The organism is Hymenobacter sp. BT559, from assembly GCF_016427535.1.
Classification (GTDB): domain Bacteria; phylum Bacteroidota; class Bacteroidia; order Cytophagales; family Hymenobacteraceae; genus Hymenobacter.
In genome coordinates this window covers 32,540-58,724 of the sequence record NZ_JAELXV010000002.1, presented here as the reverse complement: position 1 = coordinate 58,724, position 26,185 = coordinate 32,540, and the positions used below count along the sequence as shown (strand labels likewise).

The following is a 26,185-nucleotide window of genomic DNA, read 5'->3' as shown; positions in this document are numbered from 1 at the left end:
GCAAGTGGCTACCGCGCCATTGCCATAAGGAGCGGTGTAAAAAAGTATAGTCAGCGCGGGACTCTTCCCCACGCCATCGGCATTGACTTAAATCGCTCCGTAGGACTATCCAAACTAATTTTAATCATACCGTAACGCGCCGGTAATCTGGTGGGCTCACCCGCCCAATAGCTTTGTCGGCTGGTATGACGTTTTCAATTAGCTCTTCCGACAAGCAGTTTTTAGCTGCCTTAGCCCTGAGCAATGAGGCGGCTTTCGGGGCCCTGTTCACGCGCTACTACCCCGGCCTGCTGCGCTACGCGCAGACCCTGCTGCGCTACCCCACCGATGCCGCCGAAGACGCGGTGGCCGAAGTCTTTTGCACGCTGTGGGCACACCGCACGCAGCTGGCCGTGCAGGGCTCGCTGGCCGCCTACCTCTACACGGCCGTGAAGCACCGCGCCTTTGACCGCCTGCGCGAGCAGCGCCGCGCCCCGCTCGACGCGGCCGACGAGCTGCCCACGACCGAGCCCGACGCCGCGCACCTGCAGCCCGACCAGCTGCTGGCTTTCCAGGAGCTGAGCGAGCAGGTGGGCCATCTCATCGGGCAGCTGCCCGAGCGCACGCGCCAAGTATTTCAGCTGCACCGCGATGGTGGCCTCACTTATGATGAGATTGCCGGGCTGCTGGCTATTTCAATTAATTCGGTGAAGACGCACATGTTTCGGGCGCTGCGTTTCTTGAAGAGCACGCTCTACGCCTCGGGTGTGCAATAGGCAGATTATGCCTAGGTTACGGCTGTTACCATTTGGTTAAGAGCTGGTTTGCGTGTCACGAGGTGAGGGGGCGGCGGCGTCATAACAGCAGCGACGGCATTCAGCGCCGGCCGCTGGCCCCTTGCAACAAGAAGAAACCTACCTGCTCATTGCCCGCTACCTCGCCCGCCAGACTTCGTCGGACGAGAACGAGCAGCTCGCCACCTGGGTCGCCCAGTCGCCCGACCACGAGCGCACTTTCGAGCAGCTGAAAACCGTGTGGCAGGTTAGCCAAATTCCCACTGCCCCGGCCGAAACTGCGGCGGCCCTAGGTCGGCTAAAAGCCCGGCTGGCACAGCCTACCCAAGTAGCCGTACCGGCTGCCGTGCCCGTGCGCCGCTGGCAGCTGCTGCTGGCGCGGACCTACCAGCTAGCAGCGGCCATAATGCTGCTGCTGAGCGCCCTAGGTGGCGCCTATTTCTATAGCCGGCCGGCACCGGCGCTGGCCTACCGCGTGTACCGTGCGGCAGCCGGCCAGCCCCAGCGCCTGCACCTGGCCGATGGCTCGGTGGTGACGCTGGCCCCGCAAAGCCAGCTGCGCTACCCGGCGCAGTTTGCGGCCACCTCGCGCGAGGTGTACCTGGAGGGCGAAGCCTTTTTTGAGGTGAGCAAAGACCCTAGGCGACCGTTTCGGGTGCACAGTGGGGCCTGGGTAACGCAGGTGCTTGGCACCAAGTTTAACGTGAGTGCCGTGCCAGGGGCCCGCCAGCTGGCCGTGTCGCTGGTCGAGGGCAAAGTAGAAGTGCTTGATAAGCAAGGCAACTACTTGCTCACACCCGGCCAGCAGCTGCGCACCGAAGTAGCTACTGGTCGCATCTACCGGCAGGCCTTCGACCGGCACCAGGTGTTGGCGTGGCGCCGCAACCAACTGGTTTTCAAGAATGAGAAACTGGCCGATGTGGCCACCCAGCTAGAGCGCCACTACGGCGTGAAGCTGGTATTTGCTGACACGGCCACGGCCGAGGTGCGCCTCTGGGCCACCTTCGACAATGAGCCTTTGCCGCGCGTGCTTGAGGCGCTGCGGCAGGCTGGGGGCCTCGCCTACCACCGTGAGGGCCAAGTGATTTACCTGAGACGAGCAGCGGCCGAAGCGGCCCTTAAATAGTGCTTTTTAGTTCATAACCAGCTCACGAGCAACCTCATGAAGAAATCGATACCTCCCCGCCAAGCGCGGGCCTGGCGAAGTGCGCTCGCTTGCCTAGGGCTGCTGGCGCTGAGCCCGGCCCCGGCCGCCCTCGCCGCCCCTGGGCAGGTGCTGGCCCAAGAGCCGGCCGCCACGCCCTGCGCCCTCTCGGTGCGGCAGCAGCCGCTGGCCGAGGTGCTAGCCAGCATCGAGCAGCAGACGGGCTACCGGTTTCTGGTGGTAGACCAGGCCAGCCGCCTCAGCCGCCGCATCACGGTAGAGGCGCCGCACAGCAACCTCAAAACCGTGCTGGCGCTAGTGGCGGCGCAGGCCGGCGTGCAGTTTACGGTGCAGGAAAAGCGCATTGTGGTGAAGGCCGTGGAGCGCAGCACGGCCGCCACTAGCGCCGCCGACCCGGTGCTGGTGCGGGGCCGCGTGGTAGACGCCAAGGGGGAGGGCCTACCCGGTGTTTCCATTCGTATAAAAGACAGCAGCGCTGGCACTACCAGCGGCAACGATGGCAGCTACCAGCTGCATGTGGAGCCGGGCAACACCCTGGTATTTAGCTTTATCGGCTATGCGGCCGAGCAGCTGACGGTGGGCGACAAAACCATCTACGACGTGGTGTTGCAGGAAGACGCCACCAGCCTGGGCGAAGTGGTGGTGACCCAGCTGGGCATCAAGCGTGGGGACCGGGAGCTGGGCTACTCGGCCCCCACCGTCAGCAACGAGCAGCTAACCGAAGCCAAATCGAACAACTGGACCGATGCGCTGGCGGGCAAAGTAGCGGGCCTGAACCTAGTGAAGTCGGGCGGCGGACCGGCAGGTTCGAACCGCATTATTCTGCGGGGCGAAAACTCGCTGGCCGGCGACAACGACGCCCTCATCGTGGTGGATGGCGTGGTGCTAGGCGGCAGCAACCGTGCCACCGGCACCGGCAGCTCGGCTTACTTGCAAAGCGAGTCGCCGGTGGACTTTGGCACCAGCCTCAATGATATTAACCCCGAGGACATCGAGTCGGTGACGGTGCTGAAGGGGCCGGCGGCCACCGCCCTCTACGGCGCTCGCGGCGGCAACGGAGCCGTGATTATTACCACCAAATCGGGCAAGGCCAAGAAAGGTATCGGCGTCACGTTCAACTCAAACTCGGCCTTTGACCAGATTTCGCGCTGGCCTGATTATCAGTATGAGTACGGCCAGGGCACGGCGGGCGAAAACTACTATTCGTTTGGCGCCACGGCTGATGGGGTCAGCACCCGCAGTACTAGCTCGGCCTGGGGCCCTAGGTTCGAGGGGCAGTCCTTTTTTCAGTACGACGTAGCCACCAACACGGGCGGCACCGAGCGCACGCCCTGGGTGGCCTACCCCGACAACCGCAAGGGCTTTTTCCAAACTGGCCGCACGTTCACCAACACGCTGGTGCTGGATGGCGGCACCGACCGCACGGCCGTGCGCCTGTCGCTCACCAACTTGCAGAACCAGTGGATTATCCCGAACACGGGCTACGACCGCAATACCATCGCGCTGTCGGCCAGCCAAAAAATCACGGATAAGCTGCGAGTATCGACGAAGGTCAACTACACCAACCGCTTCAGCGACAACCTGCCTTCGACGGGCTATAACAACCAGACTATCATGTACTGGGCCATCTTACAGGTGCCCAACAACAGCCTAGATTGGCTGAAAGACTACTGGCTGCCCGGCGCGACAGGGATTACGCAGCGCTACCCCTTCAGCAGCCTGATAGACAACCCCTATCTCATTGCCAATGAGATGCTCAACAAGGCCAACCGCCACCAGCTGACAGGCAACGTGCAGATTAACTACGCCTTTGCCAAGGGCTTTAACCTAATGCTGCGCTCGACGCTGGACTATTCCTATGAGGCCCGCTCGCAGCAGCGCCCCAAGGACACAGAGAAGTACAAGGAGGGCATGTTTCGGACGCAAAACGTATTCTCGCAGGAGATTAACCACGACTTTCTACTTCAGTACGCCCACCAGTTTAACAAGCTGGAAACGAGCCTGTCGGTGGGTGGCAGCCGCCTGCGCAACCGCTACAATAAGGATGAACTGCGGGCCGAGCGCCTGCTCTACCCCGGCGTGTTCACCTTCGCCAATAGCCGCGACCTGCCCATTGCGCTGCCCTACCGCGCCGAGTACGCGCTGAACGGCTTGTACGCCCTAGGTTCGATTTCTTATAACAAACTGGTGTACCTCGACTTGACGGCCCGCAAGGACTGGTCGAGCACCTTGTCGAGCGCCAGTGGCATCACGGCTATTCCGCTCTACCCCTCGGCCAGCCTGAGCACGATAGTATCGGACATCGTGCCGCTGCCAAAGGCTATTTCGTTTGCCAAGCTGCGGGCTTCGTGGGCGCGGGTGGGCAGCGGCGGCACGTCGCCCTACCTCACCTCTTACACCTACGCCGTGGCCACGGGCTACGCCTCGGGCCTGAGCAACCCGAGCTCCATTGCCAACGCCGGCCTAAAGCCCCGCAGCACCGAAAGCGTGGAGCTGGGCGCCGACGTGCGCTTCTGGCAAAACCGCATTGGGCTGGACGTGACGGTGTACCGCAACAATACCTCGAACCAGATTTTGAGCGTGCCCGTGGACCGGGCCTCGGGCTACAACACGGCCGTGCTCAACGCTGGCCTGGTGCGCAACAAGGGCATCGAAATAACTGCCAATGCGCGCCTGCTGAATAATGCCCGCGGCCTGGGCTGGCGCGTGTATGGCACCTACACCGCCAACCGCAACCAAGTAATAGAGCTGGCCGATAGCGTACTCACCTACCAGCTACAGCGCGGCCCCGGCGGCCGGGGCTCGGTAGAGGCGCGGCCGGGCGGCAGCATGGGCGCCATCTACGGCCGCGGCTACGAGCGCGCCCCCGATGGCCAGATTGTGTACCAGAATGGCTACCCCATTTTGGCCGATGGTGTGAAGTACCTAGGCAGCGCCCTGCCCCTGTGGAAGGCTAGCGCGGGCACCGAGTTCACGTACCGGCAATTCCGGCTGAATGTATTGTTCGACAGCCAGTTTGGGGCAAAATCCTACTCTATGACCAATGCCGTGCTGGCCGAGCAGGGCAAAACCAAGCTCACGCTGCCCGGCCGCTACAACGGCATTGTGGGCCAGGGCGTGATTAATAACGGCGACGGCACTTACCGCCCCAACGACGTGGTGGCCGAAAACCTAGCTACTTACTACACCGCTCACTACGGCCGCGACAACGTGGAAGCCAATCTCTTCCGCACCGACTTTATCAAGCTGCGCGAGCTGCGCCTCGACTATGCCCTGCCGCCGTCTCTGCTCAGCAAGCTGCACCTCACGCAGGCGTCCATTGGCCTCTATGGGCGCGACTTGTTCATCCTCACCAACTGGCCGGCCTTCGACCCGGAGTTTGGCACCCTCAACGACGGGACTATCGACCTAGGATTTGAGCTGGGGCAGTTTCCGAGCACCCGCACGATGGGCATTAACCTAACGGTAGGGATTTAACTGAACGCTATACCTGACATGAAAATCCTGAAACGCTTTGCTGTCTCCTTTCTTGCCGCAGCTACCCTAGGTACCGTTTCGTCGTGCACCAAGGGCTTTGAGGAGCTGAATATCAACCCCAACCAGAACCCTAACGTCATTCCGGAAACGCTGCTGGCCCCTGCCCTGACCGACCTGGTGAAGCGCAACATGGACCGCGCCATGCGCATCACCAACGAGCTGATGCAGGTGCACGTGACGCGGGATAATACCGACGAGTTTCACCGCTACGTTATCCGCTCGGCTGAGGCCGACTACATGTGGAATGGCTGGTACACGCAGCTCACCGACTTCCGGGACATGTATAACAGCGCGGTGGCCGTGAAGAGCCCCACCTTCATGGCCATCGCCCGCATTTGCGAGGTCTGGACGTTTTCGCTGCTTACCGACACCTTCGGCGACGTGCCCTATTCGGAGGCCCTGCAGGGCCGGGCGGGCAACTTGCAGCCCAAGTTCGACCGGCAGGAGGACATCTACCGCGACCTGTTTGTGAAGCTAGAAGAGGCCAACGACCTGCTGAAGGCCAACACCAACCTAGGAGCCGACCAGGCCCAGCTCGACCCGTTGTTTCAGGGCAACGCCCTGAAGTGGCGCAAGTTTGGCAACTCGCTCTACCTACGCCTGCTCATGCGTGTGTCTAACCGTACCGATGCCATTGCGCCGGGCGGCTTGAGCCCGCAGGCCAAGCTGCGCGACATGGTGAACACCCGCCCCGGCGACTACCCACTCATCGCCAACAACTCAGAATCGGCCATTATGCGCTGGTCGGGCACCGCGCCCTACCAGTCGCCCTTTCAGACCTGGCGCACGGCCGACTTCGTGTCGTCAAGCTCGATGAGTGAGTTCTTTATCAACAACCTGGCCGAGTGGAACGACCCGCGCCTGCCCAAGTGGGCCACGCTGGCGAGCGGCATCTACAAGGGCGTGCCAAGTGGCTACGTGCCGGGCCAGATTCCGGCGCCCCAATCGACCTACCCCGCTGCTCTCATGACCGAGCCGCTGCTCGGCAACATCCTCAACTACTCTGAGGTGCAGCTGCTGCTGGCCGAAGCTGCTCTGCGCGGCTGGATAACCGGCGACGCCAAAGCCTACTACGAAACCGGCGCCACCAACGGCATCACGCTCTGGGGCCTTACCGCGCCCCCTACCTTCTTGAGCAGCCCCGACGTGCAATGGGAAGCCACCAGCAGCCTAGACACCAAGCTCGACAAGATTCACTTGCAGAAGTACTATGCGCTGTTTTTCACCGACTTTCAGCAGTGGTTTGAGTACCGCCGCACGGGCCACCCGGTGCTGCCCATCGGCCCCGGCGTGCGCAACAATGGCCAGATGCCCGCCCGCATCAACTACCCCGTGTATGTGCAGAGCCTCAACCAAGTAAACTACCAAGCCGCCGTAGCCGACCAAGGCGCCGATGATATCAATACTAAGGTGTGGTGGCAGCTGTAGGGTCGTGTCCCCCACCCCCGGCCCCTCTCCAGGAGGGGAGGGGCCGGGGGTGGGGTCTCACGCACGGCGAGTTAGACACGCTTCAAAAGCAAAAATTTCTATCATGAAACTCCGCATACTACCTCATCTTTCCGCGCTATTGCTGGCCCTAGCTACCGCGGGGTGCCTGGAGAAAAACATCGACTACGCAGCTGGCGCGCCCAGTCCCAATGTGTCGCTCGAAGACTTGCGCCAGCTCTACCAAGGCAGCAACGTAGTGCTGGAGCCAAGTCAACTTTCGGGCGCGCACCAGGTAGTTGGCCTCGTCATTTCGGATGCGGCGGGCGGCAACGTGCCCGGCGGCCCCAATACCATTGTGGTGCAAAACAAGCGGCGCGGCGTGATACGTGGCATCGTTATTCCGCTTAGCGGGGGCGCCGCGCCAGCCCTAGCCGTGGGCGACTCAGTAGTGGTTGATATCAAAGGCGCTACCCTGGCAAAAAGCGCGGGCGCGCTGCGCCTGGAAGGCATCACAACCGACCGCGTGCGTAAGGTGAGCAGCGGTAACGCCGTGACAGCCCGCAACATTAACATCAGCACGCTGCTGGCCGATATGAATGCCTACGATGGCACGCTGGTACGCATCACAGGCGCCAGTATCACGCCGCTGCCCGTATCGGGCACCACCTACGCCGGCGATAAAACGCTGGCTGATGGGGCAAACAACAAGCTCGTGCTGCACACCGAAAGCGCCGCGGCCTTTGCCACCCGGCGCCTGCCGGCCAGCGCCACGTTTGTGGGCATTGCGGTGGCCGGGCTTGATGGTAGCCAAGCCCCAGCTCCGCAGCTGTGGCTGCGCACCGCCGCCGATGCCGTGGACCCCAGCGGTCCTATTTACACGGGCTTTCCCGAGAGCTTCGAGGCAGTGCCACAAGCTATTAAGGGCAGCTACGATATGAACACGGCCGCCGTGCCCGACAACACCGTGCAGTTTGGTACTGGCCACTGGAAGCTCTACCAAGCCCTCCTGGGTAACACTTCGGGGCGCGACCGCTACATTGGCGCCCAGGGCATCCGACTGCAGCAGGGCCTGAGCGTACCGGCCGTGGTAGAGATGAAATTTGACCTGCCTAACGGCGCTACCAAAGTCACGCTGCTTTACGGCGCGTATTACACCGACGCCGCTAGCTCGTGGAAGCTGGAATACTCGCAGGACCAAGGCGCTACCTGGAAGCAAACCGGCCCCACCATCACCGACGCCGGCAACTGGCAGCGCACCATCACTTTTCTGATGAATATCAGCGGCCCGGTGCGCTTCCGCATCAATAAGCTGGGTCTAGGTGCCAGCAGCCCACCTACCGTGCTTAATGGCCGGTTGGGGCTCGATGATATCGCCATTTATGAGAATTAGCGCCTGAAAACACCATTCGTCATGCAGAGCGCAGCGAAGCAGCTCGCGCGCCGCAGTAAATCCAAACGTTCACAGACGTCGCCACGCGAGATGCTTCGCTGCGCTCTGCATGACCCTTTAGATATTCTTCCATGTTCCGCCGAAAATTTCTTCAAAGCCTAGGCCTCGTGAGCGCGGGCCTCAGCCTGCCCCTGGCCCCGGCCGCCCTCGCCGCCGAAGCTGAACTTACGCCAGCTCCCAGTCAAAAACTTAACCTAGGGCCGGTTACCATCCGGGGCAAGGTGCACCACAATGGCGCTGGCCTTGCGGGCGTGGCAGTGACCGATGGCTACAACATCGTGCTCACCGACAAGGCCGGCAAGTACACGCTCGAAAGCAACGCTACGGCTGAGTACGTGCACATCTCGGTGCCGCGGGGCTATGCTTTTCCACACGAGAAGGGTATAGCGCGGTTTTACCAAGCCATCAAACCGGGCACGATGAAAATGACTGCCGATTTTGCCCTGCAAAAGCTGGCCGGTGACGATACCAAGCACACGTTCGTGGTGTGGGCCGACCCACAGATGATTAATAAGAAGGACTGCCGCGAGCTGCTGACCAGCTCGGCACCCGACCTCCAAAAGCTGGCCGCGCAGTACGACGCTAACACTTTTGCCATCGGCTGCGGCGACCTGGTGTGGGACAAGCACGAGCTGCTTGAAGACTACAAAAAGGCGGTCGAAATCAGTGGCATCCCGTTCTTCCAGGTTATCGGCAACCACGACCTTGACCTCACAGCGCGAGCCGACGAAGGCTCGGCGCGCACGTTCAAAAGCCATTTCGGGCCGACTTACTATTCTTTCAACCGGGGCGAGATTCACTACGTGGTGCTCGATAACGTCTTCTTCATCGGCCCGCCCAAGAAGTACATCGGCTACCTGCCCGAGCAGCAGCTACAGTGGCTAGAGCAGGACCTAAGCCACGTGAAGCCGGGCACGACGGTAGTAGTGGCGCTGCACATCCCGGTGAACAGTGGCGACCAGCGCCGCAACAAGCTCAAGGAAGAATCCCTAGGTGGTGTAGTGTCGAACCGGGCCGAGTTCTACCGCATTCTGAAGCCTTACACGGCACATATCATGTCGGGCCACACGCACGTGTGCGAGAAGATTTTTTACGAAAACACCATCGAGCACACCCACGGCGCGGTGTGCGGCGCGTGGTGGACCGGCCCCATCTGCACCGATGGGGCGCCAAGCGGCTACGGCGTGTACGAAGTGAGCGGCCCCGACATCAAGTGGTACTACAAATCGGTAGGCCACGACCGCCAGCACCAGTTCCGCACCTACCCCAAGGGGAGCGCGCCCGCCCACCCCGCCGACGTAGTGGCCAACGTCTGGAACTGGGACCCGCAGTGGAAGGTGACTTGGTTTGAGAACGGCATACGCCAGGGCGAGATGCGCCAGCAAACCGGCCTCGACCCGCTGGCTGTGCAGCTACAAGCCGGCGACCAGCTGCCCGCCAAGCACAAGTGGGTTGACCCGACTATGACCGACCACTTATTTTTCGCCACACCCTCGGCCGCTGCCAAAGAAATCCGTATCGAAGTCACCGACCGCTTTGGGCAGGTGTATACCGAAACGGTAGCCGTGTAATTCAGCCGTAGCTTGGACTTTGTAGTCCGAGCGCGAGTGCAACGAGCATCCGCGTTGATTTAGTTCTGAGAGAATTTACCCTAGCGCAGATGCTCGCTGCGCTCGCGTTCGGGCTACAAAGTCCAAGCTACTTTCCCCTACTGTGAAATACCTCGCCTTCCTCGTACTTACTGTCTCGACGGCCCAGGCCCAGCAGCGCCCGCTCGACCTGCAAGGGCACCGAGGCAGCCGCGGGCTGATGCCCGAGAACACCATCCCGGCCATGCGCCGCGCGCTCGACCTAGGCGTGACCACGCTGGAAATGGACGCTGCCATCAGCCAGGACAAACAGGTGCTGCTCTCGCACGACCCGTACCTGAATGCCGATTTCGTGTACCGCCCCGATGGCCAGCCCCTGACCAAAGAAGAAGGCAAAGCGTTGCGCCTGTATAGCCTGCCCTACGCCGAGATTCGGCGCTACGACGTGGGTAGCCACGGCAACCCCAAGTTTCCGCAGCAGCAAAAATTATTGACGTACAAGCCTCTCCTGGCCGAGGTTATCGACTCGGCCGAAGCCTACGCCAAGCGCACGCACCGGCCCGCACCCTATTACAACATTGAAACCAAAACCACCCCGGCGGGTGACGGCACCAACCACCCCGCGCCGGAGGAGTTTGTGCGCCTGCTACTGGCGGTCGTCAAGGCAAAGGGCATCCAACACCGGGTCATCATTCAGTCGTTCGACCCGCGAACGCTCAATGTTGTGCAGCGCCGGCTGCGCACCGCGCTACTGGTCGAAAACCAGGACGGCCTAGACAAGAATTTGCAGCGCCTAAGCTTCCGGCCCAGCATCTATAGCCCGCACTACAAGCTCGTGACGCCAGACCTGGTGCAAGCCTGCCACCAGCAGCGCATGCAGATTATCCCCTGGACGGTAAACACCGCCACCGAGGCGCAGCAGCTACTTCAGCTACAAGTAGATGGCCTAATTACCGATTACCCTGGCTTAGTCCCTGGGCCTTGAGCGCACCACTACATCACTCCAACACCTAGGGCCATAAAAGACCTAGGCTTCTATACTTTGCCTTGCGATTTCGAGGCAACTGCCACGTCTCTCCCATGCTGGCTCACAATAAAAAACCCCTTCTATTCCTGTATAGAAGGGGTTTTCTGTAGAATAATGAGGGCTTTTCGCTCTCAGGGTACCAGAGACGGGACTCGAACCCGTACGTCCGTGAAGACAAGGGATTTTAAGTCCCTCGTGGCTACCATTACACCACTCTGGCTCAGATGATTACGGGCACCAAAAAGGCAACCGGATAGTCATCAAACAAAAAAGACGCTGCCGGTTAGCAACGTCTTCTTTATGGAGCGGGAGACGAGGTTCGAACTCGCGACCTCGACCTTGGCAAGGTCGCGCTCTACCAACTGAGCTACTCTCGCTTGAGGTTTTCGCTACCGTGGTGGCGAATGGTGATACAAAGGTAGGCAAAAGGCCGTTCAATGCAAGTAATGGGCTAAAAAAGATTTACTCTCGAAGGCTTTTTGCTTCATTTTCAAGGCTAAAAATTTTATTCATCCCGCTACTCGATGCCTAATTGAGTTGCCGGCTAGTGGCCAAGCAGCCTACCAAGCAGCCTAGGGCTCGGCATTTTTCCTTCAATACGCGTTCCTGCTCATTCGCCATCGCGGTGCCTAAGGCACACCTAGGGTGGCTTTATTGCAAGGTGACGCAGCGCGCTGCCTTATATCTGGAAAGTGTACCCGCGCTTTCTGCGTTGCGAGCAGGGGCACCATGGTTTTTTTTAAGAAAATTTCATACTGGGAAAATCCACTTGAAGAAGCATAACCGTAGGTGCCTGCACACTTACCTCAACTTTTATTTTTCATAGTTTCATGAAACTTTCGTTTGCTTCGCTGGCCCTAGTGGCTCTGCTCGGTGCTGGCACCATCCAATCGGCCTCGGCCCAAAAAGCTAAAACGGTAATGGTGGGCGGTGCCCCGATGTACCCGACCAAGAACATTGTCGAGAACGCCGTTAATTCGAAAGACCACACTACGCTTGTTGCTGCAGTGAAGGCCGCCGGCCTGGTAGAGACGCTGCAGGGCCCGGGCCCCTTCACCGTGTTTGCACCTACTAATGAGGCATTTGCTGCCTTGCCCGCTGGCACGGTAGAGTCGCTGGTGAAACCCGAGAATAAGGAAACGCTCACCAAAATCCTGACCTATCACGTAGTAGCCGGCCGCATGACTGCCGCCGACCTGATGAAAGCCATTAAGGCAGGCGGCGGCAAAGCCGAGCTGAAAACGGTAAGCGGTGGCACGCTGACGGCCATGATGAAAGGCCCCAAAACTATAGAGTTGAAAGACGAAAAAGGAGGCATTTCGACCGTTACGATTGCCGATGTGATGCAAAGCAACGGCGTTATTCACGTAGTGAATAAAGTACTGATGCCCTAGTGGTTAACTCGCCACATTACAAAAAAACCGTTGTCCTCCCCAGGCCAACGGTTTTTTTATGAAAATTGACTAAAAACAAGAGAACTTCATTTTGATATATAAGCGCAGTTCCTATCTTAGCCGTTGAATAGTCGAGGTTTAATGATTTAGTTTATAATTAATTGTATTCCGTATGATAAGAAGCTGTACTTTACTAGCTAGCGGACTATTAGTAGGGTTATTAGCCGGCAGGCCAGCGTGGGGGCAGGCGCCTCAGCTAGCCAAATACCAGAAGGGGACAACAGAAAAAGGCCAGAAAGTAGGCGTGTGGGAATACTACGGTTACACCACCACCGGGGAGCAGGTGGTAGTGCAGCGCTACGACCACGATAAGAAGAAGCTGCTTTCGTTTCGGGAGGTGCCCTACGCTACCTACTTCACGGAAATAAAGCCGGGCGAGTGGCGCTACGTGCAGCCCGACCAGCCCCCCATGTTTGTGGGCGGCGCCGGGGTGCTGAACTACCACATGGCACAGCTTGAGTATCCGCAGGAAGCCCAGGAGCGCCTGCTGCAAGGCAAAGTGACCGTGACCATCCAGATTGATACCCTAGGGCGGGTGCTGAGCTATCGCCTTACGCAGCGCGTGGGCCGCGCATGCGATGAGGAGGCCATGCGCGTGGCCCGCGCCATTCCGCAAACCTGGGTGCCGGCCCGCATGGGCTCGCGTGCGGTAGCCGTGGAGTATGAGTTGCCTTTCAATTTCAACATCAAAAAGCGCTAACCGGACGCCAGGCCGTATGTTGGCGGTATGAATCACCTCTCATTTACCGGTCGGCTATGCTTGGTAGCCCTGGCGCTGCTAGGGCTGGCCGGCTGCGACTCGACCCCGCGCGAGCGCCAGGCTGCCGTGCGCCAGGAGCTAATTAAGCTAGATACTGCGGCGCGAGCCTCGGGGCGCACGCTGCGGCGGGTGGGCCGGCAGGTGGCGCGCTTCGACTCGTCTAACCACGCTCGGCGGGCCGTGCCGCTCGATGCCAGCCGCCAAAAGCGCGTAGACCAAGAGCTGCTGGGTAGCTACGCCACCAAAATAAATACGCTTACGCCGGCTACTATCGGCGGGGCCTATGGGCAGTTGCTGCGGGCTACGCGGGCGCGGCGTGCCACCTGGCAACTGCGCGACTGGGACTACGCGCAGGCCGCTTACCAGCGCCTAAATGCGCAGCTGGCCCGCGTGCGCCTCGACCTACCCGCCCGTGAGGAAATCCGCATTCGGGCCTGGCAAGCCGAGTTTACGGCTCTGCGCGCTGGCCGCACCGCCAAAGACCTGCGCACTGCCACTAAAAAGCCCTAGGTGTTGTTTTGAGAATCTAGGCCGCCCAGGCTACTAGCAATAGCGCCGGGCGGCCTGCTTACCCTTTCTCAGCTAGCTGCTTACAGCTATCCTTATGTCTACTGGCTCTGGCTCCTCGCGGCAGGAGAATATCATTGTGCTCGACTCGTACTATGAGCCCGTGGCGGCTCATTTGGCGCGTACCAAATTAGAGGCGGCGGGCATCCCGTGCTTTTTGACGAATGAGAACCTGGTGTCGCTCAACCGCATGTATAGCCCGGTGGCGGGCGGGGTGCGCCTGCACGTGTACCAGCGCGATGCGGCCCAGGCCACCGAAGTGCTGCGCGAGCTACCCGTGATGGAGGCCGTGCCCGGCGGCCTTGCCGAACCAGCCAAGCACGCCGCAACTTGCCCACGTTGCGGCTCGCACGATGTAGCCAGCCAGGAGGCGCCGGCCGAGCCAGTGGGCGCCGCCTCCTGGCTGGCTACGCTGCTCGCGCGCCTACGGCACTACTTTGCGCAAGGCCAAACGCACCACTGCTTCAACTGTGGGCTTGACTATTAAGCGCCTAGGCACCATCTTGGGCTGTGGCCGAACCTAGGCGACAACTTTCTGTGGCACCAGCAGCTTTAGCTTGTCATGGAAAAGTATTCGCAAAAGGTAGCCCTCATCACGGGGGCCAACAAAGGACTGGGCCTTGAAATAGCCCGTCAGCTAGGGCAGCAAGGCGTGGCCGTAGTGCTCGGGGCCCGGCAGGGCAAGGCCGAGGCACCGGCCGCCGAGCTGCGCGCCCAGGGCCTCGACGCCCAGGCCGTAGAGCTGGACGTGACTAACGCCGCCGACATTGCAGCGCTGCCCGCTTTCTTTCAGAGCACCTTCGGCCGGCTCGACATCTTGGTAAATAATGCTGGGGTGCAGCTCGACAACGGCCTGGAAACCAGCCCCGACTCGTTGCGGCAAACCTACGAGGCCAATGTGATTGGGCCCTATGCTATTACGCAGGCTCTGCTGCCGCTGCTGCGCCAGGCTCCGGCGGGGCGCATTGTCAACCAAAGCAGCATCCTAGGGTCGTTGGCTACCATTAGCGCGGGGCAAGGCGGTAGCTGGGCCACGCCGGGCTACACGTCCTCGAAGGCGGCGCTGAATATGCTGACCGTGGTGCTGGCCCTGCACTTGGCCGATTCACCTATTAAAGTCAACGCGGCGCATCCGGGCTGGGTCAAGACCGACCTAGGCGGCGCTGGCGCCCCGCTCGATGTGCGCGAAGGCGCTCGCACGGCCGTGCGCCTGGCCTTGCTGCCCGCCGATGGCCCCACGGGTGGCTACTTCCACAATGAGGAGCAACTACCCTGGTAAACAAGAAATCATGAATAAAGAAGGGCAAGTTAACAGTCAGAATAGATGACTATTAACTTGCCCTTCCTTATGCGTCAGCATCCTGGCCTACGCAGACGCTAGACAGCTTACGCTTTGGCTGTGCTACGTTTCGACGCCGCCCGCGGTGCGGGGCGCACACGGGCGGCGGGCTTGGCTTGGGGCGCTGGGCGCTGCACCGTTACCGGCAGGGGCGCCTTGGCCAGCTTGGCGCGCTCGAGCAGCCACACGCGCAGGTACTCTAGCCCCTCGGGCGAGAAAGCCGCCTGGCGCTCGCCGGCCACGATGGGCCAGTCGGCCTGGTCGGGCTGAAACCAGTGGTTGACCCCCGAGAGCCGGTGCGCCTCTACAGAGGCGGGGCCTTGGTGCAGGCCCTTTTGCAGCGCACCTAGGTGGCGCCCAGCAACCACTTGCAAGTCAGCCGTGCCATTGAGCAGCAGCACCGGGCACTGAACTTGGGGCAGGCGAGTAGCGGGGTTGAAATCTAGAAAATAGCGCGACCACGGCGAAGTCAACTCCACCGCGCGGGCGCGGGCCATGGGCTCGCTGAGGGCGGTGTTGCTGCTGCGCAGCAGCGTGATGACCTTGGCCCGTGCGGCCGTGTTGTTGGGGGTTTGGCGCACGGCATCTACCAGTTGGTCATAGAGCGCCTGGGCGGCTTTTATTTGGGCGCCGTCGGTGCCGATAAGGCGCATAATCTCACCTTGCTGGCGGCGCAGCACATCGCGGCCCGGCTGCCCGTAGCCAGCCAGCGAGGCCACAAACGCCGGCCCGCCCTGGGGCGCCGCCGCGGCCAACAGTGCTACGTTGGCGCCTTCGCCGTGCCCCATCAGGCCCACTTGTTGGGGCGCGATGAGGGGAGTTTTGCGCAGGAAAGCCAGCGCTGCCTGCGCATCGGTTACGAGGTCGGCGGTGGTGGCGCGCGAGTAGTCGCCGCCCGAGCGCCCCACGCCGCGGTCGTCGAAGCGCAGCACGGCTATGCCGCGGCGGGTGAGGTAGTCGGCCAAGATGCCAAACAAGTGGTAGCCTTGCAGGTCGCAGTCGCGCTCCTGCGGGCCCGAGTCGGAGAGCAGCGCCACGGCCGCAAACGGCCCTTCGCCGCTCGGGATGGTGAGCGTGCCACTGAGCTTAAACTTACCCGTGGGGTTCATAAACGTTACTTCCGACTCGCGGTAGGGCGGCGTCAGGCGTAGCTTTTTGGCGGCCTGGGCAGCAGCGGGCGTGATGCCGCGCTCCAGCACCAGGTCGGTTTTGAGGCCTGGCTGCTGCCAGGTGCCGCTGAGTTGGGCCCCACCGGCCAGCACTTTGCCCTCAAAGTGGCTACCCGCCTGCTCGACGCGCAGCGTAAGGTTGTCGCCTTTGAGCTCGACCTCTACGGGCATGCGACTGATGCGCTGCTGCGGCACATCGAGCGCCGCGTAGTAGGTGCCGTTGCTGAGGGGTACTATCGTTATCATGAGGGTAAGCGAGCCGCCGGGCACCTTGAGCGGCCCTTGCCACTGGCCACTTAGCCGGGTGGGCTCTTCGGCCCACGAGCGGGCCTCGGCTGCCCCGGCAAACCAACCGCTAAAAAAGAGCAGCCAGAGTAATAATTTCTGCATAAAGTAGCACTCTATAAGGAAGTTAAAAGATGGAAAGTGTAATACTCCGCAAGGTACTAGCTTGCCGCCGTCTAGCAGACCTCTTAGGGGCAAGCTCGGCAGGGCAAAATCGCATTTCTGCGTACACATAATTCACATTATAAACGCATTATAATTTTTATAACTTTTAAAATCAATGCAAATAATAGTGCAGCTTATTTGCCCGGCGCTTACTATAGTAGTGAGGAACTGCTACCAGCCCTAGGTGGCGTTTTTGCGTAAGCAGAGCCATACCCCTTTGCCCCTGTTTTATGGCTACCAAGAAATCTTCCTCTGCTCCTACCCCACCCAAGCGGCCCATGGCCGATGAAATGAAGCAGCACGCCCAAAAGCTGCCCTACCCGGCCAAGCAGGCCGATATGAAACTGCAGCCGCAGTCGGACCTGGCGGCTTACCGCGCCGCTGGTAAGCTCGAAGGCAAGGTGGCCCTCATTACGGGTGCCGACTCAGGTATCGGCCGGGCCGTGGCTGTAGCCTTTGCCAAAGAAGGCGCCGACGTGGCTATCCTCTTCAATGAAAACCAAGAAGATGCCGCCGAAACCAAACGCTTGGTAGAGCAAGAGGACCGCAAATGCCAGGTGCTGCAGCTCGATGTGCGCGACCGTGAGCAGGCGTTTCAGGCGGTGCGCCTGGTGCGCCAAGAACTGGGCGGCTTGAATATTCTGGTCAATAATGCGGCCTTCCAGGCATCGCAAGAAAAGTTTGAGGACATTCCCGAAGCCCAAATTCGGCGCACTTTCGATACCAATATCCTTGGGTATATGTGGATGGCACAGGCCGTGATTCCGCACTTGCAAAGCGGCGACTGCATCATCAACACCGGCAGCATCGTGGGCATTGTAGGCATTCCAATTCTGATTGACTACGCCTGCACCAAGGCCAGCATTCATGCCCTCACCAAGTCGCTGGCGCTGTACCTAGGCGAGAAAAACATTCGGGTAAATGCCGTAGTGCCGGGCCCGGTCTGGACGCCCAACATCGTGGGCACGATGCCGATGGACGAAATCGAAAAGTTTGGCCACGAGGTAGCCCTCAAGCGCCCCGGCCAGCCTGAGGAGCTAGCCCCGGCCTACGTGCTGCTGGCCTCGCAAGATGGCTCCTTTATGACCGGCGCGCTGGTGCACGTCACGGGCGGCAAGCTCAGCAGCGACGAGTAACCTACGGTGGAGTTTGTACGTTTTTAGCGGCAGTGGGCCGCAGGCTGTGTTTCAAGACGCTAAACAGCCTGCGGCTCGCTTATTTTTTAACCGTCGCTATGACCTCTCTGGACCTGCTGCCGACCGAGCACGTATCGGCAGCTACCCGCGCTGCCCTCACCGAGCGCCTAGCCGCCACCGAATCTGCCACTACCTACCAACCTCAGCTGCTGGCCCCGGCGGCCTATCAGCTACTAGTGGCCGTGGCGGCCCGGCTATTTCCGCAGCCCGAGCGGCCGGTACCCATCCCGTTGGCCTCGGCTGTGGATGAGCGCCTGGCCCAGGGCAAGTCGGATGGCTGGCGCTACGACGCCCTGCCGCCCGACCGCGAAACCTACCGCCTAGGGCTGGGAGGCATCGAGCAAATTGCCCAAGCCCTGTTTCAGGCCAATTTTGAGCAGCTGGCCCCCACTCAGCAAGACGCCGTTATCGAGGCCCTGGCCAGCGGCAACCCGCCCGGCGAGGTATGGCAGACGCTGCGCGCCGACCGCTTTTTTGAGGAAATGCTGGCCGAGCTTACCGAGAACTACTACTCGCACCCATGGGCCCAGGATGAGATTGGCTACGTGGGCTACGCCGACCTGCCGGCCTGGACTAAAATCGGCCTCAACGAAAAAGAGCCCCGCGAGCAGTAGGCCGCCCGCTTTGGCGCTACCCAGCCCACTACCCTTTCGCTTCAAGACGCCATCTACCCTTATCGGGCGGGGCTACCCCCGCACCCTATCTACTCTTATGCCCGACGAAGAAATTGCCGAAGAGGGCGTGCTCACTCCTCTCGAGCCCCAGGTGCAGGACCCGCTGCTGCGCGAAATACTAGCCGAAAACCAGACCGCCGACGTGCCGCAAGAAAGCCCGCAGCCCACCCCCACCAAGCAGGAGGAAGTAGACTGCGTCGTTATCGGCCTAGGGGCGGGTGGTGCGCCGCTGCTGGCCCGCTTGGCGCAGGCTGGGTTGAAGGTGGTAGCCCTAGAGGCTGGCCCCTGGCACAACCCCGAAAAAGACTTCGCCACCGACGAAAAGGCGCAGGACTTCCTGTTCTGGAACGATGAGCGGCTAGCGGCGGGCCACAACCCGCTGGCGATGGGCCGCAACAACTCGGGCACCGGCGTGGGCGGCTCGACGCTGCACTACACCGCCTACACGCCCCGCCCGCTGCCCGACGACCTCTCGCTAAAGCGCGACTTTGGCCAAGGCGAGGACTGGCCGCTCGAATACGCCGACCTAGCCCCTTATTTCGAAGAGTTAGAGCAGTTTCTGGGTATTTCGGGCCCTACTCCCTTTCCATGGGGCCCGGCGCGGCCCAAGGGCTACGCCCTGCCGCCTTTGCCCCTTAATAGCGCTGCCCAGCTCATGGTGCGCGGCGCCGAGAAGATGGGCATTCGCACCGCGCCGGCCGCCAATGCGGCCTTGTCGGGGCCGTACTTTCAGGAGGGCGTGGGCTGGCGGCAGGCCTGCACCAACCGGGGCTTTTGCCAGGCGGGCTGCTCCAACGGGGCCAAAGCCAGCATGGATGTCACTTACATTCCGCTGGCGGTGAAGTACGGGGCTGATATTCGACCCAATAGCTTCGTGACCGAGATTGAGCGCAATAGCCAGGGCCTAGTTACGGCCGTGATATACACTCAAAATGGCCAGCAACACCGCCAAGCCTGCCGCCATCTCTTCTTGTGCGGTGGTGCGGTAGAAACGCCCCGCTTGCTGCTGCTCAACAACCTAGGGCTGACCAGCGGCCAGGTGGGCCGCAACCTGATGGCCCACACCGGTATCCAAGTATGGGGCACCTTCTCCGACGAAGTGCGGCCGACCAAGGGCATTCCGGGCGGCCTCATCTCGCAAGACACGCACCGGCCCAAGGATGCTGACTTTGTGGGCGGCTACCTGCTGCAAAGCATTGGTGTAATGCCGGTTACGTTTGCGAGCCAAGTGGCGCGCGGGCGCAAGCTCTGGGGCCAAGCCCTACGCGACTACATGCGCCAGTTTAATCACATAGCGGGCATCAACATTTTGGGCGACTGCCTGCCGCACACCGACAACTACCTAGAGCTGAGCGACGAGCTCGACACCCGCCAGTTGCCCAAGCCCCGCCTGCACTTCACGGCCCAGGAGAACGAAGTACGCATGACGGCCCACGCCGAGAAAATAATGCGCGATATCTGGGCGGCGGCCGGCGCCACCGACATCTGGTCGTTTGACCGCTACGCCCACGTCATTGGTACGGCCCGCATGGGCCGCAGCGGCGACGACGCCGTGGTAGACCGCGACGGCCGGGTATTCGACGTGCCCAATCTCTACATCTCCGACAACTCCACGTTCCCCAGCGCCCTCAGCGTGAACCCGGCCCTCACCATCATGGCGCTGAGCCTGCGCACGGCCGACAAGTTTTTGGAGCGCCTCAAATAAGCGGCGGGCTGTTAGCTGCTAGCTGTTAGCCTCCTCACAAGCATAAGTTTTTACTACTAACCTAAATGGGCTAACAGCTAGCAGCTATTAGCTACTGGCTGTACTATGAAATCCTTTCTCACGGAGATAAAGAAAAAATTCGGCGACGGTAACTACGAAGGCGACCAATTTGGGGGCGCACGCGGGCACAACGGCAAAGGCTTGCCCACCGGGCTGCCCAATAACTTCATGTTTGCCACCGGCATCGAGTGTAGCTACCCCACCATCGACCACGGCAAAACCCGGCGCGATATGCTGGCCGAGTGCGACCACTACAACCGCTATAAGGAAGACCTAGGGCTGGTGAAGGAGATGGGCCTGAAGGTGCTGCGCTACGGCCTGCCCTACTACAACATCCAGACGGCGCCCGGCAAATACGACTGGGAATTTGCTGACCTGGCCATGGCCGAGATGCAGCGTCTGGGCATCACGCCCGTGCTAGACCTCATGCACTTTGGGGTGCCCGACTGGCTGGAAAATTTCCAGAACCCCGACCTGCCGGTGCAGTTTGCCGACTACTGCGAGCAGGTGGCCAAGCGTTACCCCTGGGTGCGCTACTACACCCCCGTGAATGAGATTTACGTCACGGCCCGGTCTAGTGCTAAGGATGGCGTCTGGAACGAGCAGCTGAAATCAGACAAAGGCTTTGTTACTGCCCTCAAGCACTGCACGGCGGCCAGCATTATGGGCACGCAGCAGATTGCCAAGCACCGCCCCGACTGCGTGATTGTGCAGAGCGAGTCAGCCGAGTTTATCCATGAGCTGCACGCCGAGCGCACGCCCGCCGTGCAACTCGAAAACCTGCTTCGCTTTACCTCGCTCGACTTGCTGTATGCCCACCACCCCGAGGGCGAAGTAGTGAATTACCTGTACGACAATGGCATGACCCGCCAAGAGTACGACTGGTTTATGGCAGGTGAGCCGCCAGGCTACCAGATTATGGGCAACGACTACTACGGCCGCAACGAGAAGATAATGCTGCCCAACGGCGAAATCTGCACCAGCATCGACGTGCTGGGCTGGGCTACCATTACCCACGACTATTACCAGCGCTACAAGAAGCCGGTAATGCACACCGAAACCAACGTCTTCGACGCTAAGGAGGCTCCTGTATGGCTCTGGAAGCAGTGGGTCAACATCCTGCGCCTGCGTAAGGAAGGTGTGCCCGTGCTAGGCTTCACGTGGTACTCGCTCATTGACCAGATAGACTGGGACAAGGGCCTAGCGCAGAAAAATGGCACCGTGAATGCCTGCGGCCTTTTTGACCTCGACCGCAAGCCCCGGCCCGTGGCCGAGGCCTACAAGCAGTTGCTTGAAGAGTACGGCCAGATAACCATTGTGCCCCACGGCGAGCTCTTTGAAGTAACCGAGCGCCCTGCTACCCTCAAGGTTGAAGTATAGCCGCTTGTAGTGTAACCATAACCTAGGCGCCCCCGCTAAAGAGTAGCTGCTCTTTGGCGGGGGCGCCTGTTTTTTGCGAGAGTTACTACCCTAGGAACACCATTACGCTTTTAATAAGCTACCTACCGGCGTGTAAAATAGCTAGTTCACATACTTTAAGGCCGTACTTAAATAAGAGCCGCCGGAACTACTTGCAGCCGACTAGCGATTGCGTAACTTGCAGGCGTTACCCTTTGACTTTACCCTGCTGCTATTACATATTTCTATGAAATTAACCGTTCCGCTGTTGCTGGTTGCCCTGCTGCTTGGGGTGCTGCCGGCGGCGGCCCAACGCATACTGGTGACGGGCCAGGTAGTGGAAGCGCAGTCGGGCGAGCCGATACCGTTTGCCTCCATTTTTGTACCCAAGACAACAGCAGGCATCACGGCCGACCTAGAAGGTAAATTCAAGATTTCGCTCACGGGCTCGCCCGACTCGCTTGCGGCGTCGGCGCTCGGCTTTTTGCCGCAGCGCAAACGGCTAAGCAACTTACCCCAGCAAACCCTCCTGTTTCGCCTGCGCAAAGGCGGCGGCGTGGCCCTAGGAGAAGTAGTGGTGCGCCCCGGCGAGAACCCCGCTTTCCGCATCTTGCGCGAGGTACAGCGGCACCGCAAGGAAAACGAGCGCAGCGCCCTCTCGGCCGCCGAGTTTGACTCGTACAACCGCATCGAGGTGAGCATGGCCGACATTCCGAAGGCCCTAGCCAACCGCAAGGTGGTCAAGGATATCCGGTCGCTGGCCGTGCGCCGGGGCGCCGCCGCCGCTGCTGACCCCGATGCGCCACTGCCGCTATTTGCCTCGGAAGTGGGTTCTAAGGTGTACCAAAAATTCAGCCCCCTGCGCCGCCGCGAGGACATCTTGCACAAGCAGATGCGCGGGGCTGGCCCTCGCGAAGGCTCGGTGCTGAGCCAGATGCTAGGCTCTAACTTTCAGAATTTTGACTTCTACCCGAACTGGCAAAACATCCTAGGTAAGGATTTTATCTCGCCTATTGCCGATGGCGGCCGCCTCACCTACGACTACGACCTGCAAGACTCGGTGTTCGTGGACAAGGACTGGTGCTACAAGATAGCCGTGGCGCCCAAGCGCGACCACGACCTCGCGTTTAAAGGCACCATCTGGATTACAGCCGAGAAGTATGCCCTGCGCCGGGTAGACCTAGTGGCCAGCGAGCATTCTAATCTCAACTTCGTCAGCGACCTGCGCATTTTTCAGGACCTGACCCCGCCCGACCAGGGGCCGGGCCTGGCGGCCCGCACGCGCCTGGTGCTGGGCGTGCGTCCCTACGAAAAGCAAGCTGCCCTGCGCGTGCGCTTCACTACCGTGAACTCAAATTTTGTGCGCAACCAGCCGCACGAGGAATCGGGCTTCTACGATGTGCCCATCGTGTCGACCATTCTGGAGCCGGGCCCCGACCCAGGCACCAGCAACTTGGTGAGCGGCATGCTGCCGGCCGGTGCCACCGAGGGCTACTTCGATAAAAACCGCCCCGATACCCTGAGCCTGAGCGAGCGGCAAGTATTTGCCGTGCTTGACTCGGCCCGCGAGCTGCCCTCAGTGCGCAGCACCCTCGACTGGGTCGACCTCTTCATTAACGGCTATAAGCGGGTGGGCACCGACAAGAGCCTGATTGAGCTGGGGCCCATTATTAACACCTACTCGCACAACAACTTCGAGGGCAGCCGCTTCCGGGTGGGCTTCCGCACCACGCCCATGTTCAGCCGCAACAGCGTGGCGCAGGTGTACCTGGCGTATGGCACCAAAGATGGCCGCCTCAAGTACGGCTTCAAGGAAACCTACATTGCGGAGCGCCGGCATTGGACCGTATTCACCGGCGAGTACCGCCACGATGTAGAGCAAGTGGCGCTGCTCGACAACGACTTTTTGCCTGACAACAACCTGTTTGTGGCCGCCACACGCTGGGGCCGCTTCACGGAGGGGCGCGCCATCTTGCGCAACCTGGCCTCGGGCAGCGTGCAGCGTGACTTGTTTCATGGCTTTACCCAGACCATAACCGCTCGCTACCAAGGCATCAAGCCGCTGCACCCCTTTTCGTATTACGACTCGCCCGAGCGTGGCGCTAACGCGTCGCTGAGCCGCGACCTCAACCTCTCGGAGTTGGTGCTAGAATCGCGCTACGCTCCCGACGAAAACCTGGTGCAGGCCGAAAACCGCCGCCGGGCCATCGGCCTCAAGCGGCTGCCTGTCTTCACGTTCCGCTACACCCTAGGGGCTCGTAACCTGTTCGACGACAGCAACCACCCTTTCTACCAGAAGTACAACCTGCTGATTACGCACAGTGTATCGCTGGGCCACTTTGGCCGGCTCAATTACCGCACCGAGGGCAGCTATATTCCCAACACGGTACCCTACATCATTCTAAAAACGCCCCTAGGTAACGAAACGCCGTTCTTTAACATCAATGCCTTTAACCTGATGAACTACTTCGAGTTCGTGACGGACCGCTCGGTATCGCTGCGCCTCGACCACCATTTTGAAGGGATTATTCTGAATTCCATTCCCGGCATCCGCCGTTTCAACTGGCGCCTGGTAGCTACTGCCAATGCGCTCTACGGCGGCCTCACTGCCGCCAATCAAAACCTGCTGCCTCCCTTCGACAAGCAGGGCCACCCGCTGGTGCGACTGTATTCGCTGCGCTCCGACACCCCCTATGTAGAGGCGGGCTACGGGGTCGAGAATATTTTCAAGTTTATTCGGGTGGATTTTATTCACCGCCTCACTTATCGCAACCTGCACAATGCCAACAACTTTGGCATAAAAGTAGGGGCGCAGTTCCGCCTGTGATACTCGGCAAGACTTAGCAAATAAAAAAGCTCTGGTACTACGTACCAGAGCTTTTTTATTTGCCAGCAAAGCGCCTGCTTTACTAACGTAATTACGTAGCCACGAGCAGATTCGAACTGCTATCAAGCGTTTAGGAAACGCCTATTCTATCCCTTGAACTACGCAGCCGGTACGCAAAGGTAAGAGCTAGCAAGCCCTAGGTCTAGTTGGCAGGTTATTTACATCTTATACGCCAACACAATGGCAAACGACAAAGCGGTGAGAATCAGACCTACCATGAAGATAGAGTAGCTCACGCGCAGCAGTCTGTACTTGCGGTCGAGCACCTCGCCTAGGTAGTACACGTCGGTCACCATGTTGTTATAGAGAGTGTCTTTCTGACGCATGAGCTCGCGCATACCCTCCTGAAAGCGCTGCAGGCTGAGCTTGGTAAACTGCCCGAAAAACAACAGGTTGACGCGCCGATTGGTCGCAATTTCAGGGTTGCGCTTGAGCCACTTAAAGCTCGTAACGTCGGGCTGCGCTGAAAGAATAGCCGAAATAACCGAGCCCAGCGCCGTGCACAGCAGAATACCCATAGGCACGGCCAGAATAGGATTGCGAATGAAGCTGGTGCCGCCCGTAGTGGCCAGCGACGACGACTTGGCCCCGAAGTAGGTGATAATAACCGACAGGATAACCGCGTTGAGCTGTATCATCATACTGGCCTTTTTATCGGCCATATCGCTTAGCTTCATGTGGTTGGAGTACATGGTGCGGAACATCGTTTCGATACCCCGCTTGGGCTCGGCGAAGGTGTCAGTGGCCTTCTTCTCCTTTTTTTTGGCCTTTTTTTCGGTTTTCTTGAGGTAGTCGCGCTGGTCTTCGATGTTGGTCTTCAGCGCTTTCTTGTAGCGGTCCTTGCCGGCTTCCGACTGGTACTTGTGGCCCAGCATGAAGTCGAGCTGCAGCTCGGCCCACTCGGGGTTGGTGTACGACTTGCCCAGGCACAGCTCCCACTCGGTGCGAATGAGCTCGGCCCGCGAGCGGAAGTCCTCGGCCGCCAGGTTGCTCATGTCAGCGTCTACCATTATCTTTTCGAGCTCGGTAGTAGCTTCCTCGTTGCGGTGGGTAGCCCGAATGAGGTTTTTGATTACTTCAATGCGCGCGGGGTCTACTTGCTTTTCGCGCAGCCAGGCCTCGGCGCGGGCCATGCTCTTGTACTCGTGGCCGTCGTAGGTGTCGAGGTAGCCCGTATCGTGAAACCAGGCGGCCACGAGCAGCAGCTCCGTGTCGGCTGGGGGCAGCTTGGCGGCGTCGGCCAGGGCATGGGCCTGCTTCACCACGTAGGCAGTATGGGCCAGGCTATGGTAGGTGAGGCGCGGGTCGAGGTCGTTTTTGAGCAGCGGCTCCACGGCGGCCCGGGCCTGCTGCACCAGCGCCGAGGGCTCCGACTTGGGCGGCTTGGGGGGCTGCGGGGCCGCGGCGGCGGGCAGCGCAGGCGCGCCGGCCGGTACCTCAGCGTCGGTGGCGGGGAGGGTAGTAGTAGCCATAGATATGCAAGAAACAACACAGGGCGGGCCTGTAACGTGGCCTACCCGTGGGGCTTTCAACGCGAAGGGCGGCCTAGGGGTTAAG

19 protein-coding genes and 3 tRNA genes are annotated in these 26,185 nt (G+C 60.3%); 17 read left to right on the top strand and 5 right to left on the bottom strand.

Annotation, left to right across the window (positions count from 1 at the left end; genetic code table 11):
- Positions 1 to 185 precede the first annotated feature (185 nt).
- From JAO77_RS06925 to JAO77_RS06895, 7 genes are all read left to right on the top strand, one after another.
- A complete protein-coding gene (locus JAO77_RS06925; RefSeq protein ID WP_198989613.1) occupies positions 186 to 755 on the top strand; it encodes an RNA polymerase sigma factor in 570 nt (189 codons plus the stop codon).
- A 121-nt stretch (positions 756 to 876) separates the two neighbouring features.
- Positions 877 to 1,899, top strand: coding sequence for a FecR family protein (locus JAO77_RS06920; RefSeq protein WP_198989612.1), 1,023 nt, complete (start codon positions 877 to 879; stop codon positions 1,897 to 1,899).
- Between the two features lie 36 nt (positions 1,900 to 1,935).
- Positions 1,936 to 5,415 carry a SusC/RagA family TonB-linked outer membrane protein gene (locus tag JAO77_RS06915; RefSeq protein WP_198989611.1) on the top strand — a complete coding sequence of 1,160 codons (3,480 nt, stop codon included), beginning with the start codon at positions 1,936 to 1,938 and terminating at the stop codon, positions 5,413 to 5,415.
- Positions 5,416 to 5,433: 18 nt separating this feature from the next.
- The gene (locus tag JAO77_RS06910) at positions 5,434 to 6,903 is read left to right on the top strand and encodes a SusD/RagB family nutrient-binding outer membrane lipoprotein (RefSeq protein ID WP_198989610.1); all 1,470 of its coding nucleotides are present in this window, start codon (positions 5,434 to 5,436) and stop codon (positions 6,901 to 6,903) included.
- 103 nt (positions 6,904 to 7,006) lie between these two features.
- Positions 7,007 to 8,293: a DUF5689 domain-containing protein gene (locus JAO77_RS06905; protein WP_198989609.1), complete on the top strand. Its 1,287-nt coding sequence runs from the start codon at positions 7,007 to 7,009 to the stop codon at positions 8,291 to 8,293.
- A 131-nt stretch (positions 8,294 to 8,424) separates the two neighbouring features.
- Complete coding sequence (locus tag JAO77_RS06900; protein WP_198989608.1) at positions 8,425 to 9,924, top strand: calcineurin-like phosphoesterase C-terminal domain-containing protein; 1,500 nt, start codon at positions 8,425 to 8,427, stop codon at positions 9,922 to 9,924.
- A gap of 142 nt (positions 9,925 to 10,066) precedes the next feature.
- Complete coding sequence (locus JAO77_RS06895) at positions 10,067 to 10,927, top strand: glycerophosphodiester phosphodiesterase family protein (protein ID WP_198989607.1); 861 nt, start codon at positions 10,067 to 10,069, stop codon at positions 10,925 to 10,927.
- 179 nt (positions 10,928 to 11,106) lie between these two features.
- On the opposite strand, the gene JAO77_RS06890 is transcribed toward JAO77_RS06895, so the two are convergent.
- Both JAO77_RS06890 and JAO77_RS06885 read right to left on the bottom strand, forming a co-directional pair.
- A tRNA-Leu gene (locus JAO77_RS06890) sits at positions 11,107 to 11,189 on the bottom strand.
- A gap of 81 nt (positions 11,190 to 11,270) precedes the next feature.
- A tRNA-Gly gene (locus JAO77_RS06885) sits at positions 11,271 to 11,346 on the bottom strand.
- 453 nt (positions 11,347 to 11,799) lie between these two features.
- On the opposite strand from JAO77_RS06885, the gene JAO77_RS06880 reads away from it, so the two are divergent.
- The 5 genes from JAO77_RS06880 to JAO77_RS06860 all read left to right on the top strand — a co-directional run bounded on the left by JAO77_RS06880 (position 11,800) and on the right by JAO77_RS06860 (position 15,029).
- Positions 11,800 to 12,363, top strand: a complete 564-nt coding sequence (locus tag JAO77_RS06880) for a fasciclin domain-containing protein (RefSeq protein WP_198989606.1) — start codon at positions 11,800 to 11,802, stop codon at positions 12,361 to 12,363.
- A 304-nt stretch (positions 12,364 to 12,667) separates the two neighbouring features.
- Positions 12,668 to 13,123: an energy transducer TonB gene (locus tag JAO77_RS24505; protein WP_198989605.1), complete on the top strand. Its 456-nt coding sequence runs from the start codon at positions 12,668 to 12,670 to the stop codon at positions 13,121 to 13,123.
- 27 nt (positions 13,124 to 13,150) lie between these two features.
- A complete protein-coding gene (locus JAO77_RS06870) occupies positions 13,151 to 13,693 on the top strand; it encodes a hypothetical protein (protein WP_198989604.1) in 543 nt (180 codons plus the stop codon).
- Between the two features lie 94 nt (positions 13,694 to 13,787).
- Positions 13,788 to 14,237 (top strand): putative signal transducing protein, encoded by a 450-nt coding sequence (locus JAO77_RS06865; RefSeq protein ID WP_198989603.1) that lies wholly within the window; start codon positions 13,788 to 13,790, stop codon positions 14,235 to 14,237.
- A 75-nt stretch (positions 14,238 to 14,312) separates the two neighbouring features.
- Entirely contained in the window at positions 14,313 to 15,029 is a 717-nt protein-coding gene (locus tag JAO77_RS06860) for an SDR family oxidoreductase (protein ID WP_198989602.1), read from the top strand.
- 107 nt (positions 15,030 to 15,136) lie between these two features.
- On the opposite strand, the gene JAO77_RS06855 is transcribed toward JAO77_RS06860, so the two are convergent.
- Complete coding sequence (locus JAO77_RS06855; RefSeq protein WP_198989601.1) at positions 15,137 to 16,648, bottom strand: alpha/beta hydrolase family protein; 1,512 nt, start codon at positions 16,646 to 16,648, stop codon at positions 15,137 to 15,139.
- 290 nt (positions 16,649 to 16,938) lie between these two features.
- Between JAO77_RS06855 and JAO77_RS06850 the strand changes: the two genes are divergently transcribed.
- The 5 genes from JAO77_RS06850 (at position 16,939) to JAO77_RS06830 (ending at position 24,568) form a co-directional block, all read left to right on the top strand.
- Entirely contained in the window at positions 16,939 to 17,844 is a 906-nt protein-coding gene (locus tag JAO77_RS06850) for an SDR family oxidoreductase (RefSeq protein ID WP_198989600.1), read from the top strand.
- A 98-nt stretch (positions 17,845 to 17,942) separates the two neighbouring features.
- A complete protein-coding gene (locus JAO77_RS06845; protein ID WP_198989599.1) occupies positions 17,943 to 18,518 on the top strand; it encodes a gluconate 2-dehydrogenase subunit 3 family protein in 576 nt (191 codons plus the stop codon).
- A 97-nt stretch (positions 18,519 to 18,615) separates the two neighbouring features.
- Positions 18,616 to 20,283 carry a GMC family oxidoreductase gene (locus tag JAO77_RS06840; RefSeq protein WP_198989598.1) on the top strand — a complete coding sequence of 556 codons (1,668 nt, stop codon included), beginning with the start codon at positions 18,616 to 18,618 and terminating at the stop codon, positions 20,281 to 20,283.
- 105 nt (positions 20,284 to 20,388) lie between these two features.
- Entirely contained in the window at positions 20,389 to 21,723 is a 1,335-nt protein-coding gene (locus JAO77_RS06835) for a family 1 glycosylhydrolase (RefSeq protein ID WP_198989597.1), read from the top strand.
- 265 nt (positions 21,724 to 21,988) lie between these two features.
- Positions 21,989 to 24,568 carry a DUF5686 and carboxypeptidase-like regulatory domain-containing protein gene (locus JAO77_RS06830; RefSeq protein ID WP_198989596.1) on the top strand — a complete coding sequence of 860 codons (2,580 nt, stop codon included), beginning with the start codon at positions 21,989 to 21,991 and terminating at the stop codon, positions 24,566 to 24,568.
- Between the two features lie 96 nt (positions 24,569 to 24,664).
- Here the strand turns inward: JAO77_RS06830 and JAO77_RS06825 are convergent.
- Together JAO77_RS06825 and JAO77_RS06820 are read right to left on the bottom strand one after the other, a co-directional pair.
- Positions 24,665 to 24,736: transfer RNA gene (locus JAO77_RS06825), tRNA-Arg, on the bottom strand.
- A gap of 50 nt (positions 24,737 to 24,786) precedes the next feature.
- Positions 24,787 to 26,100, bottom strand: coding sequence for a Pycsar system effector family protein (locus tag JAO77_RS06820; RefSeq protein WP_198989595.1), 1,314 nt, complete (start codon positions 26,098 to 26,100; stop codon positions 24,787 to 24,789).
- Positions 26,101 to 26,185 lie beyond the last annotated feature (85 nt).